Annotated in this window: 14 protein-coding genes; 3 read left to right on the forward strand and 11 right to left on the reverse strand. The window is 71.9% G+C overall.

The features are described 5' to 3' along the window. Positions 1 to 12 precede the first annotated feature (12 nt). Positions 13 to 864, forward strand: a complete 852-nt coding sequence (locus tag IE295_RS21950; protein WP_190065406.1) for a helix-turn-helix domain-containing protein — start codon at positions 13 to 15, stop codon at positions 862 to 864. Between the two features lie 10 nt (positions 865 to 874). Continuing rightward, positions 875 to 1069, forward strand: coding sequence for a DUF397 domain-containing protein (locus IE295_RS21955; RefSeq protein WP_190065407.1), 195 nt, complete (start codon positions 875 to 877; stop codon positions 1067 to 1069). A 12-nt stretch (positions 1070 to 1081) separates the two neighbouring features. Here IE295_RS21955 and IE295_RS21960 read toward each other — a convergent pair whose 3' ends face one another. From IE295_RS21960 to IE295_RS22000, 9 genes are all read right to left on the reverse strand, one after another. After that, positions 1082 to 1660, reverse strand: a complete 579-nt coding sequence (locus IE295_RS21960) for a hypothetical protein (RefSeq protein WP_190065408.1) — start codon at positions 1658 to 1660, stop codon at positions 1082 to 1084. A 172-nt stretch (positions 1661 to 1832) separates the two neighbouring features. After that, entirely contained in the window at positions 1833 to 2987 is a 1155-nt protein-coding gene (gene mycP / locus IE295_RS21965) for a type VII secretion-associated serine protease mycosin (protein WP_224323517.1), read from the reverse strand. Between the two features lie 1135 nt (positions 2988 to 4122). Continuing rightward, a complete protein-coding gene (locus tag IE295_RS21970) occupies positions 4123 to 4548 on the reverse strand; it encodes a DUF2563 family protein (protein WP_190065409.1) in 426 nt (141 codons plus the stop codon). Between the two features lie 110 nt (positions 4549 to 4658). Then, positions 4659 to 7034 carry a xanthine dehydrogenase family protein molybdopterin-binding subunit gene (locus tag IE295_RS21975; RefSeq protein ID WP_224323520.1) on the reverse strand — a complete coding sequence of 792 codons (2376 nt, stop codon included), beginning with the start codon at positions 7032 to 7034 and terminating at the stop codon, positions 4659 to 4661. 5 nt (positions 7035 to 7039) lie between these two features. Then, positions 7040 to 8767: a 2Fe-2S iron-sulfur cluster-binding protein gene (locus IE295_RS21980; RefSeq protein WP_224323518.1), complete on the reverse strand. Its 1728-nt coding sequence runs from the start codon at positions 8765 to 8767 to the stop codon at positions 7040 to 7042. Continuing rightward, positions 8764 to 9669: an FAD binding domain-containing protein gene (locus tag IE295_RS21985; protein ID WP_190065410.1), complete on the reverse strand. Its 906-nt coding sequence runs from the start codon at positions 9667 to 9669 to the stop codon at positions 8764 to 8766. Before IE295_RS21985 ends, IE295_RS21980 begins: the two co-directional genes overlap by 4 nt. 323 nt (positions 9670 to 9992) lie before the next feature. Further along, on the reverse strand, positions 9993 to 11717 hold the full coding sequence (locus tag IE295_RS21990) for a beta-N-acetylhexosaminidase (protein ID WP_190065411.1): 1725 nt from the start codon (positions 11715 to 11717) through the stop codon (positions 9993 to 9995). 192 nt (positions 11718 to 11909) lie between these two features. Continuing rightward, positions 11910 to 12206: a DUF3039 domain-containing protein gene (locus IE295_RS21995; protein WP_190065412.1), complete on the reverse strand. Its 297-nt coding sequence runs from the start codon at positions 12204 to 12206 to the stop codon at positions 11910 to 11912. A 30-nt stretch (positions 12207 to 12236) separates the two neighbouring features. Next, on the reverse strand, positions 12237 to 12869 hold the full coding sequence (locus IE295_RS22000) for a YqgE/AlgH family protein (protein ID WP_190065413.1): 633 nt from the start codon (positions 12867 to 12869) through the stop codon (positions 12237 to 12239). 264 nt (positions 12870 to 13133) lie between these two features. Between IE295_RS22000 and murA the strand changes: the two genes are divergently transcribed. After that, on the forward strand, positions 13134 to 14474 hold the full coding sequence (gene murA, locus IE295_RS22005) for a UDP-N-acetylglucosamine 1-carboxyvinyltransferase (protein ID WP_190065414.1): 1341 nt from the start codon (positions 13134 to 13136) through the stop codon (positions 14472 to 14474). Positions 14475 to 14685: 211 nt separating this feature from the next. Here the strand turns inward: murA and IE295_RS22010 are convergent, their stop codons facing one another. Beyond that, the gene (locus tag IE295_RS22010) at positions 14686 to 14967 is read right to left on the reverse strand and encodes an HU family DNA-binding protein (RefSeq protein ID WP_004951951.1); all 282 of its coding nucleotides are present in this window, start codon (positions 14965 to 14967) and stop codon (positions 14686 to 14688) included. Between the two features lie 289 nt (positions 14968 to 15256). After that, on the reverse strand, positions 15257 to 15843 hold a 587-nt coding region (locus IE295_RS22015), incomplete at its 5' end, for a malic enzyme-like NAD(P)-binding protein (RefSeq protein WP_308437405.1).

Here is a 15843-nt window from a genome sequence, read left to right on the forward strand (position 1 = left end):
GAGAGGGGTCTCATGCCACCGAGGAGTAATCCGACGATCCGACAGAGACGCCTCGGAGCCGCACTGCGACAGTTGCGCGAGCAGGCGGGCATGTCGGCCTCGGACGCGGCCGCTCTGCTCGGTGTCGACCGGACCCGCATCTCCAACACCGAGGCCGGCCGCTTCGGCATCAGCCCCGCCCGCGTGCGCACCCTCGCCTGCAACTACCGCTGCCCCGACCCCGTCCTGGTCGACGCACTCGCCGACATGGCCCGGGACCACACGAAGGGCTGGTGGGAGGAGTACCGAGGCACTCTTCCCGCCTTCTTCCTCGACATCGCCGAGCTCGAGTGGCACGCCTGCCGCATCCGCAACGCGCTGACGTCACACATTCCCGGAATCCTGCAGACCGAGGACCACGTCCGCGCGATCTTCGACCATGTGATCCCCAGCCTGCCCGCCGACGAGATCGATCTCCGCGTCTCCCACCGCCTACAGCGCCGCCGGGTGTTCGACCGCGAGGACGGGCCGGCGTACGACGCGATCGTTCACGAGAGCGCCCTGCGCATGCAGTTCGGTGGCCGCGGCGTCGCCCGCGCCCAGCTGAGGCATCTCCTCGAAGCCGGCGAACACGACCGGGTCACCCTTCGCGTGATCCCCTTCGAGGCCGGCGGCTTCCCCGGCGCCGGCCAGACCATCCTCTACGCCTGCGGGCCGGTCCCCGGACTGGACACCGTGCAGCTCGACACGTCACACGGCTCGGTGTTCATCGACTCCGACATGCAACTGGCCAACTACCGACAACTCTTCGACATGATGGAGCGTTGCGCCCTCAATGAAGCGGAGTCACGCGATGTCATCCATACCATCGCCAAACAACTCTGAAAGGCCGACCGTGCCCGAGATCCGATGGCAAGACCCCTTATGCGCAAACGGCGGCAACGCCTGCCTGCAAATAGGACACACCCCGGACGGAACCCCGGTCCTGCGCGAGACAGCCCACCCCACCGAACTGATCACCACGACCCCCGCAGGCCTCCGCAACCTGATCGAAGCCGCCAAACGCGGCGAACTCGACCACCTGCTCTGAGGATCCGGTTGCTTACCCTTCACCCTTGTACGCCGTATCGACGTAACACGGCGAGTCCAGATAGACGAACAGGCCGTCTCGCCCCGCCTTCTCCCACCTGCTCACGTCGGGGCCCTGGGGTACGAAATCCTCTTCGATGGTCACCGTGTGATGCAGCTTCACGTCCTCGACGTCCAGCCGCATCTGTCGCGCCTTCGACTTGGCCTGCTCAAACCGGACCACCTTCCATCCACGTCGAGGCAACTCCCGGTGCAACTTCTCCAACGCTTGCGTCAGGACCTCCCGAGATGGCCCGAAAACCTTCCAGGAGTGGGTGACGCGGTACCCATGCTCCACGTCACTGCACTCGCTGACACTGGGCCCACCGTTGGTGGTCTCGAATCTCAGCCCCGAGGTTTCCAGAATTACGCTTGACTGCCGACGCGCGAGGTCTCTTGCCGCACCGACGGACATCTCCTCGGGCAAATAACCGGAACCGTCACCAACAGCAGAAGAACACCCCGCCGCAGCGAAAACAAGGAAGACAATCCCGGAAGTGAAACAAAAAGATCTCGTCTTGCGACGAGTACGAAGCCGGATGGATTCAGTCATCTTTGAGCGTCACCTTCCGCACTTCCCAACCAGCTACCTCCCTCGGCGGGGCTGGCAGAGGCGATCGATATTCGCGACTCGCCGTCTGTTCGAGGGCGTGGGACATCCGTCATTGTGAGCCTCGAAGTGAAGAGTTGGGTGGATACGTGCGCGAACGCTGGAGGCGGCGGGATTATCGGGGGAGGGGCCTGCGGCGGCGCGTGATCGGAATGGCTACGGCGGCGACGAGGCCGACCGCGGCGACAATGCCCGCCACCACGAGGTTGCGCTGCGACAGCAAGTAACCGTCGCCGGAAGCCTCCTCGGCATTGGCTCGCGGCGCGAAGGTACTCGGCCTCGCCTTCGAAGCGGCTGCGGCGAGCTCCGGGAGGGGGCTTACGTCGGCGGGGCCGGGGTCGCCGGGGTTCTGGAGGGCGATGCGGGGGCGGACCACTCCGTAGCCGATGGTGTCGCTGCGCTTCTCACCGCTCTTCGGACCGCCGGCGGTGTTGATGAGGACGCGCAGGACCTGGTTCGCCGTCCAGTCGGGGTGCGCGGACCAGACGAGTGCGGCGGAGGCGGAGGCCAGGGCGGTGGCGTCGCTCGTGCCGCGGGTACGGCAGAGGCCGGTGCCGCCCTTGCAGGTGGCGACGATGTTGTCGCCTGGTGCGGCGAGGTCCACCTGTGGTCCGCGCTCAGAGATTTCCGTCGCTTTGATGCTTTGGTCAACAGCAGCCACGCCGACAACTCCAGGGTGCGCCGCTGGGTAGACCACCCGGTTGTCCTCGTGCCCCCAGTTCCCGACGCCTGCGAAGACAAGCTTCCCCTTGGACAAGGCGTAATCGACGGCTACCGCTTCCCGAGGGCCTTCGTACACATGCGCCATCGACAGATTGATGATCTTGGCGTCGGAGTCCGCGGCGAACCGAATCGCGGAAGCCAAGGCTGTCTCCGGGCTCACCCGCGTCCTCGGCGCCGCATCCGAGAGAACACGCAAGGGAAGAATCTTCGCCCCAGGCGCTAGACCATACGCTCCCGTTCCACCGTTGCTCTTTCCGTTCCCGGCAATGAGAACGGCCATGGTGGACCCGTGTCCGTCGTAGTCCGAGTGAGCGTCCCCCGCGACTCCCGCGAAGTCCCTACCAGGCAGCACCTGGCCCTCGAGATCCGGCAGATCGGCATCCACACCACTATCGATCACAGCAACCGTTACGCCGGCACCTGTGCTTGTCTTCCACATCTCCTCGGCTCGCATCGCGTCCAAGTACCACTGCTGCGAGCACACCGTGTCCGCCTGGGCCGGTCCGGCCGAAATGGCAAGGATGCCCAATGCGACGGCACTGGACATCGCACTCTTCCGCCTACCGGTGGGTCGTCTGTGCATGTCGCTTTCTCCAGCCTCTTCCAGCATCAGTCGATGACGGGAGGAACAGCACGGCGGTTGTTGTGGGACCAGGCCTCTTCGTCTTCCACCAGGTAATCGGGCCTCTGGCGCGGCCTGTTGGTGTTGCGTGCACGTTCCGAGTCGCTCGGGCCTCGCACGAGGCCTGCACCGCCCGGGATGAAAACGCGATCGCTATCGGCTCCGGTTCGCTGCCTGCGACCGCCCACCACACCACCGCGTTCCGTGGCCAGGCGACGTCCCGAACTCCCGCTCCCCGACCGGCCGGCGGGGGCGCCGGGCATGGCGCCGCTCCCCGGAACGAACCCCGCCTGCTGGCGTCCTCGACTGCTTTCGGTTCCGATGACCGTTCCCCGGGGCAGCTGAGTCGGGTTCTGAGCAGATGTTCGCGGTACCGGTCGACCTCCCACGATGCCTCCTGCGGGAGCCCCGGGCGCAGGCACGTTGACTCGCCCCCCGACGAGGCCGCGCCCGGGCAGGTCGGTGACGGGCCTACGTGGTGTTGCGGCAGGGCCCTTCGGCCCACCGCACCAGACAGGCCCCGTGCGGCCAATTGGCGGCAGCGGCGGCACGGCTGGCGTCGCCGGGGCCGGGAGGCGGTCCGCCACACCACCGGTGTACGGCGGGGGCGTCGTGATGCCTCCGGCAGCAGACGGTGCTTGCGGCGCCACCACACCACCGGCAACCTCGACCGGCGTCGTGCGCGCCTCTGGCAGCTTCCCGGGGGCAACAGTCATGTCAGCGCCGGCACCAGCTCCTGGGCTACCCGCTTCGTACCCCAGGGGAGACGCACTGCCACTGTGTGGACCCGCGAACCCCGGTTGCGTCACGGCGCCAGGATTCGGCAAGTACTCAACCTTGTCGCCGACCAAACCCGGCATGTCCGCCGGCATCGGCCGGAACGTGGGCCGCGGCGCCACCGACAGCTGGTGTGCCGACCACGCGTACATCGCGCACAGCTCTTCATGCGACTTCCACTCGAAATCCGACGCGATGATCAGACCACTGACGGGCTTCGGCAGGATCGGGCTCGCCGAACCCGACGACGGCGGAGGCGGAGGCGGAGAAATGGGCGAGGCCATCACATGCTCCCCTCCTCGCTGCCCTTCGGCGCGGGGCGGGCCGCGGGGGGAGTCCGGGGGGCCGTCTTCGGCGGGTGCGGGTCGAGTCCGGGGTCGTAGAGGGCGTGGGTCCGGGCCTGGATCGCGGCCATGCGCGCGCGGAGGTCCTCGTCGACGTTGGCGTAGCCGACACGGGCGGCGTGGACGGCCGTGCTCAGGGCCTCGATCTGGTCGTTCAGGAGGGAGATCAGGGTCTTGAGCTGGCCGTGGATGTCGTTGTAGGCGCCGTGGAGCGAGTCGACCTCGGGGAAGTTGGCGCCGAGCTGGGCGGCCACGAGGTGGTTGTCGGCGACGCGCTGGGGGTCCGCCTCCGTGCCCCGGAGGTGGATGAGGATCTTCTCCAGCTTGCCCCGGAAGATCTTCAGTGACTGGAGCTCCGCGTGCATTCCGGCAGTCGCCGACCCGGCACCCACGTCCGTCCCACCCCTCGTGTCATCCCCGTCGCAACCTGTCACAGCCTACTGACGGGGGATGACATCCACCTGAGTACGGGTACTCAGACCTCCTGCGTCACGGCGGTCACAGCCGCCGCGGCCGTCTGGGGGCGGATCGGCAGGCGGTTGACGGGACGGCCCGTCGCGGCCCGTACCGCGCCCGCCACCGCCGCCGGCGAGGTGACGACCGGGACCGCGCTGATCGCCTTCGCGCCGAAGGGGGCGACGACGTCGCGCTCCTCGACGAGCTTGACGATGTGGACCTCCGGCGCGTCCAGGGCCGTGGGGAGGGCGTAACCGGTCAGGTCGGGGCGGCGGACGTGGCCGCCGCTCGTGCGGAGGTTCTCCGTCAGGGCCGCGCCGACGCCCTGGGTGATGCCCGCCTCGATGCGGGTGCGGGCCTGCGCGGGGTTGAGGACGCGGCCGACGTCCTGGGCGACCGCCATCTCCACCACGCGCACCGAGCCGAGCTCGACGTCGACGTCCACGACCGCGCGTACGGCGCAGAAGGCCATGCCGACGAAGGCGTCGCCCTGCCCGGTGTCGTCGAGCGGCTCCGTGGGGTGCGGGCGGCACTGGGCCGTCGCCCAGAGCTCCTTGCCGTCGAGGGCCTCGTCGACCGTCGTGCTGAGCACGCCGTCATAGGAGGTGATCTTGCCGTCGGCGATCGTCAGCAGCTCCGTCGACATGCCGAACTGGTGGGCCAGCGGCTGCAGCAGCTGCGTGCGCACCATGCGCGCCGCGCGCTCCACCGCGCCGCCCGAGACCCAGGTGTGGCGGCCGTGGGCGGCCGGGCCGGACGGGGGCTGGTCGGTGTCGACGGGGGCGACGTGGACCTCCTCGATGCCGAGGATCTCCTGGACGATCTGGCGGGCCAGCGTGGTGAAGCCCTGGCCCGTCTCGACCGCCGCGCAGATGACCGTGGCGACCGAGCCGCTGACCTTCACCGTGGCCGTGGAGACCTCGTCCGTGCCCTCCGCGCCGAGCATGTGGACCATGCCGAGGCCGTAGCCGACGCCGCGCCGCACCGAGCCCGGTTCGCCGGCGCCGTCGGGGCCGCCGGGCAGCAGCCAGTCGTCCTCGGGGTCGTCCTTGGGGAGCGCGGGGAGCGGGTAGTCGCGGACCGCGCGCAGGAGTTCGGCGACGGGGGCCGGGCAGGTGACCGTCTGGCCGGTGGGCAGCAGGTCGCCGGTCGCCATGACGTTGCGCATGCGCAGTTCGGCCGGGTCGAGGCCGAGCTTCGCCGCGAGCTTGTCCATCTGGCCCTCGTACGCGGCGCACACCTGCATGGCGCCTTCGCCGCGCACGTGGCCGGAGGGGGGGTTGTTGGTGCGTACGGCCCAGCCCTCGACGAAGGCGTGCGGGACGACGTACGGGCCGCAGGCGAAGGCGACGGCCGCGGCCAGGGCCTCCGAGGAGGAGTCGGCGTAGGCGCCCGCGTCCAGCAGGATCTGGGCCTCGACCTTCACCAGCTTGCCGTCGGCGTCCGCGTGGTGGCGGTAGCGCAGCAGGGTGGGGTGGCGGTGGACGTGGCTGAGGAAGGACTCCTCGCGGGTGGCCGCGAGCTTGACCGGGTGGCCCGTGCGCAGCGCCAGCAGGCCGAGCGCGATCTGGGTGCCGACGTCCTCGCGATCGCCCATCGCGCCGGGGACGCCCGTGACGACGAGCTTCACGCGCTCCGGCTCCAGCGCGAAGCAGGCGGCCGCGAGGTCGCGGTCGTGGTGGGGGTCGGTGGAGGCGGTGTAGAGCTCCACGCCGCCGTCCGGGCGGGGCACGGCCAGGCCGGCCTCGGCGCCGATGGGCGCGGGGTCCTGGCGGCCGATCCGGTACAGGCCCTCGACGACGACCTCGCCGACGGCGTCCGGGTCGCCGAAGCGCAGCGGGATGTGGCGGATCAGATTGCCGTCGGGGTGCAGCGGCTCGGCGGCGAAGGCCGCCTCGGGGTCGGTGACCGGCTCCATCACCTCGTACTCGACGGCGATGGCCGCGGCGGCGAGGCGGGCCGTGTCGGGGTGGTCGGCGGCGACGGCGGCGATCGGCTCGCCGTGGTGGCGGATCTGGTCGGACGCGAAGACGGGCCGGTCGGCGACGCCCCGGCCGTGGGCCGCGTCGCCGGGCACGTCGGCGTGCGTCACGACGGCGCGGACGCCCGGCATCGTCGCGGCGGTGGAGGTGTCGATGGAGACGATGCGGGCGCGCGGGTGGGGCGAGCGCAGCACGGCGGCCCACAGCAGGCCCTCGGCCCACAGGTCCGCCGCGTACGGGAAGGTGCCCTGCGCCTTGGCGACCGCGTCGGCGGCCGGGAGGGAGACGCCGATGCCGTGCGGCGGGGCCTCGGGGACGGCGGGCGGCACGAGGGAGGCGGTGGTGACGGACGCCGGGATGTCTCCCGCGCCCGTCGTGCCCCCGAGGCCGCCCATTCCGGCCATCCCGCCCATTCCCGTCATGCCATCGCCCTTCCGTCACCACTGTCGCTGCCGTCGCCGTACGGGCCGTACGGGCCCGCCTGATGCGGGATGTTCGCCGTGGACGCGTCCGGCTCCTGCTGGGTCCGGTCCTCCTCCAGGGCCGCGGCCGCTTCGGCGCGCTCGTCGACGACCTGGCGCACGGCCTGGAGCACGCCCCGGTAGCCGGAGCAGCGGCAGAGGTTGCCGCAGATCGCCTGGCGGGTCTCCCGCTCGGTGGGGGCGTGGTTGCCCTCGAGCAGGTCGTGCACGGTCATCGCGAGGCCGGGCACGCAGAAACCGCACTGCACGGCCCCGCACTCGGCGAGCGCGCGCTGCACGTCGGACGGCTGGCCGTGCTGCGCCAGGCCCTCGACCGTACGGATCTCCGAGCCCGCCGTGGTCGCGGCGGGCACCAGGCAGGAGGCGACGAGCCGGCCGTCGACCTGGACGGAGCAGGCGCCGCACTCGCCCTGCGAGCAGCCGTCCTTGGCGCCGGCGAGACCGAGCCGCTCACGCAGGACGTACAGCAGGGACTCGCCGATCCAGGCGTCCGTGACGGGGCGGTCGGTGCCGTTGACGTGCAGGACGTACGAGGCGCAGGGGTGTTCGTTGTGCGGCTGGAGCAGGGCCTCGGGCTGGGGCTCCAGGTGCGGTTGCGGCTGCGCCTCGGGCGCGGCGTACGACTCGGGCGCGGCGTACTGCTCCGGCCCCGCGTACTGCTCCGGTACGTGGACGGGCTCGGCGTCCGGCGCGACGGGCGCCGCCTCGGCGGCGGGCGCCTGGACGGCCTCGGGCTCGGGCACGGCCTCAGCCACCGGCTCGGCCAGGGGCTCGGGAGCCGGCTCGGCCACGGGCTCGGGGGCGGGCGCGGCGGCCTCGGGGGCCACCGGCGGCGTGTGGTCGAGGGGCTGGTGGTCGAGCGGGGGCTCGGGCGACTCGGGCGCGGGGTCGCCTTCCGCCGGCGCCTGCGCCCGCGCGGCCGTCGTCCACTCTCCGGTCGGATTATCGCCCGCACCGGTGACCTCGCCGACGGGCGCGGCGTACTCGTGGTGCGCGTCCAGGCCCGCTTCGCGCAGGGGGTACTCCCCCGACTCGTCCACCGAGTCGTCGCCGGCGGCGGGCACCGACCACTGGCCCATCACCGAGGGGTCGGACACCGGAACACCGGCGTACCCGCCCTGGACGTCGTGACCGCCGTAACCATCGGGACCGACGTGACCGCCGTGGACGTCATGACCACCGTGGACATCGTGACCACCGTGGACGTCGTGACCGACCTGGCCACCATGACCACCATGGACGTCGTGACCGCCCTGACCGTCCTCGGCCACGAACGGCATGGGCCAGGGCTGCGTGTCGTGCGGGTCGGCGGGGCCGCCGCCGTCGGGGCCGTCCGGCGCGGAGTCGGCGGGCACGCCCGCGTGGCCGTAGGAGGCCTCGTACGCCGGCGCGTCCCACTGGCCGCCGTGCGCGACCGACACGGGCGCGGCCACGGGCTGCTGCCACGCGTCGGCCACCGGAGGGGCGTAGCCCGTACCGGGCGCCGCGAGCGGTCCCCAGGAGCCCTGCGCGCCGGCTCCGGCGCCCGCGCCGGGGTGGGCCAGGAGCTCCGGCGGGAGCTGCACGAACGTCGTGCCTTCGGCGTCCAGTTCCCCGCCTCGGGGAATGGGCTGCCAGCCGCCCTCGGCGGACGCATGGGTGTGTCGCTGCTGTTCGTCACTCACGCGAGTGCCCTCCCCAGAGCTCGGCGGGCCAGAGTCGACACCGTACGACGGAGATGCAGCACGGCCGGCGGCAGGGTACCCGGCTCGGTGCCGTCGAGGACGGGCTGCGCGGGGGGCGGGTCGGGGATGCACGCGGTGGCGACGTAGTCGCCGAACGCCGCGAGGACGTCCGGGGCGAGCGCGCGCTCCCCGTCCCAGTCGACGATCGAGGAGACCCAGCGCTCCGCGTCGAACGGCCGCAGCGGCATCGGCGCCACCGCGCCCACCGCGCACCGCACGCTGCGCCGCGCGGGGTCCAGGACGACGGCCACGGACGCGATGGCGCGGCTGGGGCCCGTACGGCCGGTGGCCTTGAGGAAGGTCTGCGGGGCGTGCAGGAGCGGCACGCGCACGTACCCGATCAGCTCGCCCGGCCGCAGCATGTCCAGCCCGGCCAGCAGCCGGCCGATGGGCATCTCGCGGCGTTCGCCGCCGGGCCCCGCGATGACCAGCGAGGCCTCCAGGGCGGCGAGCACGGGCAGCGCGTCGTTGGTGGGGGCGGCGGAGGCGATGTTGCCGCCGAGGGTGCCGGCGTTGCGGATCTGCGGCGGGCCGGCGGACCGGGCGGCGGCGGCGAGGGCGGGGATGAGGGCGGCGAAGTCCGGGCGGCCCATGCGGGCGTGGGTGAGACCGGCGCCGAGCAGGGCGGCGCCGTCCTGGTACTGCCAGCCGCGGATCTCGTTGATGCGGCCGAGGCCGACGAGCGCGGCGGGTCGCAGCAGCCCGGAGTTGACGGCGGCCATCAGGTCCGTGCCGCCCGCCACGGGCACGGCCGTGGGCATGGCGGCCAGCGCCGCCACGGCTTCGTCGAGCGAGCCCGGCAACGTCACCGTGTGCGCCGCCTGCGGTGCGTGCGTGGTCAACCCAGCTGCCCCTTCCCCGGAGGTCCCGACTGTTCCGCCAGGTCTCGCCGTACGGTACGTGCTGTCGGCCCGGACGTGGCAACTCTGGCACATCTTCCGGGTGCGCTGTCGCGAGGGTCCACGAACCGCCGGACTGCCCTCACTCGGAATGGAGGCAGGAAAAGTCCGGATTCGGGAACTCTCTCCCTCATGAGCACTGTGGGCAATCTGTGCGTATTGCCTGCGTATTGCCATGCTTCAGTGACCCTTGTACGACTTACGGCAGTGTGTGAACGACCACCGTGCCAGGGGCCGCCCCACGGTTCGTCACCTTCCGCCGCGCCTCACACGATCGGGGGCGCACCCTCGATCGGACGTCCGAGCACGCCGGGCCGGCGCTGCCAGGGGCGCGGGCCGCCGGGCGGGCGGTAGTCGACGCCCAGGGCGTCGAGCCGGGCGTAGTGGGCGGCGGCCATCCGCCGCTCGAAGCCGGCGTAGTCGCGGACGGCGGGCGGCGGGAGGTCGGACCACACCGCCTCGGCGAAGGCGGCGAGCCGCGGGAACGCCTGATAGTCGACGCGCTGCTGGTTCTCCATCACCTCGGTCCAGATGTTGGCCTGCGCCCCGAGCACGCGGCCGGCCTCCGCGTCCGTCAGCCCCGCCGGCACCGGCTCGAAGCGGTAGACGTCCTCCAGGGTGCGGACGTAGCCGATGGGGACGGGCTCGTCGCCGCCGGGCGCCTGCCGGTGGTCGAGATAGACCTGCTCCTGGGGGCACATGACGACGTCGTGCCCGGCGCGGGCCGCGGCGACCCCGCCCGCGCTGCCGCGCCAGGAGGAGACCGCGGCCCCCGGCGACAGGCCGCCTTCCAGCAGGCCGCCCTCGAGGATCTCGTCCCACCCGATGAGCCGCCGGCCGCGCCCGGCGAGCCAGCGGTCGAAGTGCCGGACGAACCAGCCCTGCAGCTCGTCCTCGTCCGCCAGCCCCTCCGCCGCCCTCCGCGCCCGGGCAGCCGGGGAGGCCCTCCACTGGTCCTTGGGGCACTCGTCGCCGCCGATGTGGACGAAGGGCGACGGGAAGAGCTCGAGCACTTCGGCCAGCACGTTCTCGTAGAAGGCGAGGGTGGTGTCAGTGGGGGCGAGTACGTTCTCGCTGATGCCCCAGGTGTCGCGGACGGAGAGGGTGGTGGTGTCGATGACGTCGGTGTTGCCCAGTTCGGGGTACGCGGCGATGGCGGCCTGCGAATGGCCCGGAATGTCGATCTCGGGCACGACGGTGACGTGCCGTCCGGCCGCGTACGCGACGATCTCGCGAAGATCGTCCTTCGTGTAGTAGCCGCCGTGCGGCCGCTCGTCCCACAGCGGGGACGCGCCGTGCCCGGTCCGGGTGCGCGCCCGCCAGGCGCCGGTCTCCGTCAGCCTCGGGTAGCGCTCGATCTCCACGCGCCAGCCCTGATCGTCGGTCAGGTGCAGGTGCAGGACGTTCAGCTTGTGGGCGGCGAGCAGGTCGACGTAGCGAAGCACGCCGTCCTTGGGCATGAAGTGCCGGGCGACGTCGAGGAGGACTCCGCGCCAGCGGAAGCGCGGGGCGTCCTCGACGGCGACGGGGGGCACGGTCCACGCACGACGCGAGGTCACCGGCGCGCGCCGGAACGCCTCCGGGCCGAGCAGCTGACGCAGGGTCTGCGCCGCCCAGAAGACCCCGGCGGCCCCGCCCCCGTCGACGCGCACGGCGTGCGCGTCGACGACGAGGCGATAGCCCTCCGGGCCGAGCTCCCGCCCGACGGCCGCGTCGATGCCCAGCACGATGCGGCTACCGGGGCCGGCGCCGGGGCCGGCGCCGGGGCCGGCAGGGCGGGCCGGGTCCGCGGGTGCGAGCGGCAGGCTCGTCGCCGCGCCGACGGTCGCGCGCAGCCAGTGCGCGACCCCCTCGGTGCCGGGCCGCGCCTCGATCACGGTGTCCTCGTCGAGGACGTACAAAGCCGCCGACGGCACGCCCCGCATCCGGCGCGGGGCCGGAATCAGGGCCGGGTGCGAGAGGGGTAGCGGGTGCGGGAGCGGATCGGCCATGCGTCACTCCTCAGTGCTCGGCGTGCCGCACAGGCGCCCGCGCGGCCCGGGGCACAGGCACGCGCTCGGCCCGGCAGCGGCACGCGCGGTCCGGCAAGGGTCCGTACGCGGCCCGGCATAGGCGAACGGCTCCCGGGGACGCGCTCGCGCGCCCCAGGAGCCGTGGAAAAGCCTGAGGTGGTGGGAAGGGGGCTACTTCTTGTCGCCCTTACCGCCCTTGCCGCCCTTGTCGTCGCCGCCGGCGCCCATGCCTTCGAAGATCTCCTTGCACATCGGGCAGACCGGGTACTTCTTCGGGTCGCGCCCGGGAACCCAGACCTTGCCGCACAGCGCCACCACCGGAGAACCGGAGAGCGCGCTCTCCATGATCTTGTCCTTCTGGACGTAGTGGGCGTAGCGCTCATGGTCGCCGTCGCCGTGCGACACCTGCGGTGTCGGCTCTACGAGGGTGCCGGTACCTGCCCCGCGCTCGGGCTCGAGAGTGCTCATGGTCTCCAAGGGTACTGGGGACGGGAGCCGTCAGTTGAGGCTCGGGTCGTCCGGATAGGTGGCGACCATCGCCAGTTCGTTGCGCTGACGCCGCAGAACGGCCCGCCACAGCTGCCGCGGGTCGGGGGACGACACGTCGCCGGGCTCGGACTCGACCACGTACCAGGCGCCCTCGACGAGCTCCTGCTCCAGCTGGCCGGGCCCCCAGCCGGAGTACCCCGCGAAGATGCGCAGGGAGCCCAGCTCGGCGGCCAGCAGCTCCGGCGGGGCCTCCAGGTCGACCAGGCCGATCGCTCCGTGCACCCGGCGCCACCCGATGGGGTCGGCGCGCCCCGGGCGCGTCCTGGGCGGCGCCAGGGGGCCGTCCCCGGCCGCCGGCTCCGCGCCCTGGTCGTGCGGCTCCCCGGGGACCACACCCACGCCCAGCGCCGAGTCCAGCGAGACGGGGCCGCCCTGGAAGACCACCCCCGGCTCCCCGGCCAGCGCGGCCCAGGGCTGGAGGATGTCACCGACGCCGACCGGGGTCGGCCGGTTGAGGACCACGCCGAGGGAGCCCTCCTCGTCGTGGTCGAGCAGCAGCACCACCGCGCGGTCGAAGTTCGGGTCCGACAGCGCGGGCGTCGCGACGAGCAGCCGCCCTGTGAGCGAGGACACCTCGGTCATGGCGACATGATCCCGCATTTCGGGGCCGGACGGGGAGTGGACGGGGACGACGGTCGGGGGGCGGGGAGGGGGCGTACGAGAGCAGCGCCCGCGCATATGACCGGAATGCGACGTCGCGATAACCGGTAGCGACCATTCCATAAACGCAGAGTGTTGTGACAAAACCATTGCGTGCCCGAAGCCCCCTCGGAGCGGCCGAATGGCCCTCCGGTCGCATTACCCTTTCTTCTTGCCCCTTGCCCACACTCCAGGAACGCGAGATCCATGACCGGCCCTGACGATGTCCTGCTTGTCCACGGCGGTACCCCGCTCGAGGGAGAGATCCGCGTCCGCGGCGCGAAGAACCTCGTGCCCAAGGCCATGGTCGCCGCCCTGCTCGGCCACGGCCCCAGCCGTCTGCGCAACGTCCCCGACATCCGGGACGTCCGCGTCGTCCGCGGGCTGCTCCAGCTCCACGGCGTGACGGTGCGCCCCGGCGACGAGCCCGGCGAGCTGGTCCTCGACCCCACGTACGTCGAGAGCGCCAACGTCGCGGACATCGACGCCCACGCCGGCTCGTCACGCATCCCGATCCTGCTGTGCGGCCCGCTGCTGCACCGCCTCGGCCACGCCTTCATACCCGGCCTCGGCGGCTGCGACATCGGCGGCCGGCCGATCGACTTCCACTTCGAGGTCCTGCGCCAGTTCGGCGCCACGATCGAGAAGCGCGAGGGCGGCCAGTACCTGGAGGCGCCGCAGCGCCTGCGCGGCACCAAGATCCGCCTGCCCTACCCCTCGGTCGGCGCCACCGAGCAGGTCCTGCTCACGGCCGTCCTCGCCGAGGGCGTCACCGAGCTGTCCAACGCGGCCGTCGAGCCGGAGATCGAAGACCTCATCTGCGTCCTGCAGAAGATGGGCGCGATCATCGCGATGGACACCGACCGCACCATCCGCATCACCGGTGTCGACAAGCTGGGCGGCTACAACCACCGCGCCCTGCCCGACCGCCTCGAGGCCGCCTCCTGGGCCTCGGCGGCCCTGGCCACCAAGGGCAACATCTACGTCCGCGGCGCCCAGCAGCGCTCGATGGTCGCGTTCCTCAACACCTACCGCAAGGTCGGCGGCGCCTTCGAGATCGACGACGAGGGCATCCGCTTCTGGCACCCCGGCGGCCCGCTCAACGCCATCGCGCTGGAGACGGACGTCGCCCCCGGTTTCCAGACCGACTGGCAGCAGCCGCTGGTCGTGGCGCTGACGCAGGCCTCCGGCCTGTCCATCGTCCACGAGACGGTCTACGAGTCCCGCCTGGGCTTCACCTCCGCCCTGAACCAGATGGGCGCCCACATCCAGCTCTACCGCGAGTGCCTGGGCGGCTCCGCCTGCCGCTTCGGCCAGCGCAACTTCCTGCACTCCGCGGTCGTCTCCGGCCCGACGAAGCTGCAGGGCGCCGACCTGGTCATCCCCGACCTGCGCGGCGGCTTCTCCTACCTGATCGCCGCGCTCGCGGCCGAGGGCACGTCCCGCGTCCACGGCATCGAGCTCATCAACCGCGGCTACGAGAACTTCATGGAGAAGCTCAAGGTGCTGGGTGCGAACGTGGAGCTCCCCGGCGCCCAGAGCGCCTGAGCCCGCGTCCGGGACCCAGCGCGCGTGACGCCCGGGGCGCCTGACGCCCCGTAAGGCCGCGAGAAGCCCGTACGGACCTTCGAAGGTCCGTACGGGCTTCTTCGTGTTCCGAGGCCGTCCACGGGGCTGACAGGCCCTCACGAACGCCAAAAGGGCGGCCACCCCGGACCGGGGTGGCCGCCCTTGCGACGCTTGACGCGGCGCCCGAGGCTTACTTGCCCTTCGCGGCTTCCTTGAGCTTCGAGCCCGCGGAGACCTTCACGCTGTAACCGGCAGCGATCTGGATCGGCTCGCCCGTCTGCGGGTTGCGCGCGGTCCGAGCGGCACGGTGGGTGCGCTCGAAGGTCAGGAAGCCGGGGATGGTGACCTTCTCGTCGCCCTTGGCGACGACCTCGCCGACGGTCTCGGCGAGCGCGGCCAGAACGGCGTCGGCGTCCTTGCGGGTCACCTCGGCGCGGTCGGCCAGAGCGGCCACCAGCTCACTGCGGTTCATGTTGTACTCCCGTGTTCTTCTTGCCAATGAGGCGTGAGATCGAAGCCGATGCTGCCAGGGCCCTCGGACAGTCCCCGGACCCGGGTCCGTTTGCCAGACCCTCGCGCCTGGTTACGCATCCTGCCCCCACCAGTGGCGGGAAAGCCAATCCGGCACCCTGGAGAGTCACACGGAAAGCGCCACGGCCAGCGCCACAGCCACGGATGCGGGCGCATTTCTGCGGCCCCGGATGTCTGCCCGACACCTTATGGGGGCTCAAGGAGCCCCGCGCCACTCGACGCGCCGTGCGTCAGGCCGTCGTGGCGGCCGTCACAGCCGCTCCGGCGGCCTTGGCGGCCTCCCGGACGGCTCCGGCGACCGCCCCGGCGACCTTGTCGTTGAAGACGCTGGGGATGATGTAGTTGGCGTTGAGTTCGTCGCCGGCGACGACGTCGGCGAGGGCGCGGGCGGCGGCGAGCATCATGTCGGTGTTGACCGTGCGGGACTGGGCGTCGAGCAGGCCGCGGAAGACGCCGGGGAAGACCAGCACGTTGTTGATCTGGTTGGGGAAGTCCGAGCGGCCGGTGGCGACGACGGCGGCGGTCTGGCGGGCGATCGCGGGCTCGACCTCGGGGTCGGGGTTGGCGAGCGCGAAGACGATGGCGTCGTCGGCCATGGCGGCCACGTCCTCGCCGTTCAGGACGTTGGGGGCGGAGACGCCGATGAAGACGTCGGCGCCGCGCACGGCTTCCTTGAGGGTGCCGGTGATGCCTTCGGGGTTGGTGTTGTCGGCGATCCAGCGCAGCGCCGATCCGGGGTCGGCGGAGACCAGGTCGGGGCGGCCGGCGTGGACGACGCCGTGGATGTCGGCGACGACGGCGTGCTTGACGCCGGCGG

This window comes from Streptomyces griseocarneus (assembly GCF_014655595.1).
GTDB lineage: Bacteria > Actinomycetota > Actinomycetes > Streptomycetales > Streptomycetaceae > Streptomyces > Streptomyces griseocarneus.

Coding starts and splice junctions, on each gene's coding strand:
- IE295_RS21950 (WP_190065406.1), top strand. CDS start 13: ATGCCACCGAGGAGTAATCCGACGATCCGACAGAGACGCCTCGGAGCC.
- IE295_RS21960 (WP_190065408.1), bottom strand. CDS start 1,660: ATGACTGAATCCATCCGGCTTCGTACTCGTCGCAAGACGAGATCTTTT.
- mycP (WP_224323517.1), bottom strand. CDS start 2,987: ATGTCCAGTGCCGTCGCATTGGGCATCCTTGCCATTTCGGCCGGACCG.
- IE295_RS21970 (WP_190065409.1), bottom strand. CDS start 4,548: ATGCACGCGGAGCTCCAGTCACTGAAGATCTTCCGGGGCAAGCTGGAG.
- IE295_RS21975 (WP_224323520.1), bottom strand. CDS start 7,034: ATGGGCGGGATGGCCGGAATGGGCGGCCTCGGGGGCACGACGGGCGCG.
- IE295_RS21990 (WP_190065411.1), bottom strand. CDS start 11,717: ATGGCCGATCCGCTCCCGCACCCGCTACCCCTCTCGCACCCGGCCCTG.
- IE295_RS21995 (WP_190065412.1), bottom strand. CDS start 12,206: ATGAGCACTCTCGAGCCCGAGCGCGGGGCAGGTACCGGCACCCTCGTA.
- IE295_RS22000 (WP_190065413.1), bottom strand. CDS start 12,869: ATGACCGAGGTGTCCTCGCTCACAGGGCGGCTGCTCGTCGCGACGCCC.
- murA (WP_190065414.1), top strand. CDS start 13,134: ATGACCGGCCCTGACGATGTCCTGCTTGTCCACGGCGGTACCCCGCTC.
- IE295_RS22010 (WP_004951951.1), bottom strand. CDS start 14,967: ATGAACCGCAGTGAGCTGGTGGCCGCTCTGGCCGACCGCGCCGAGGTG.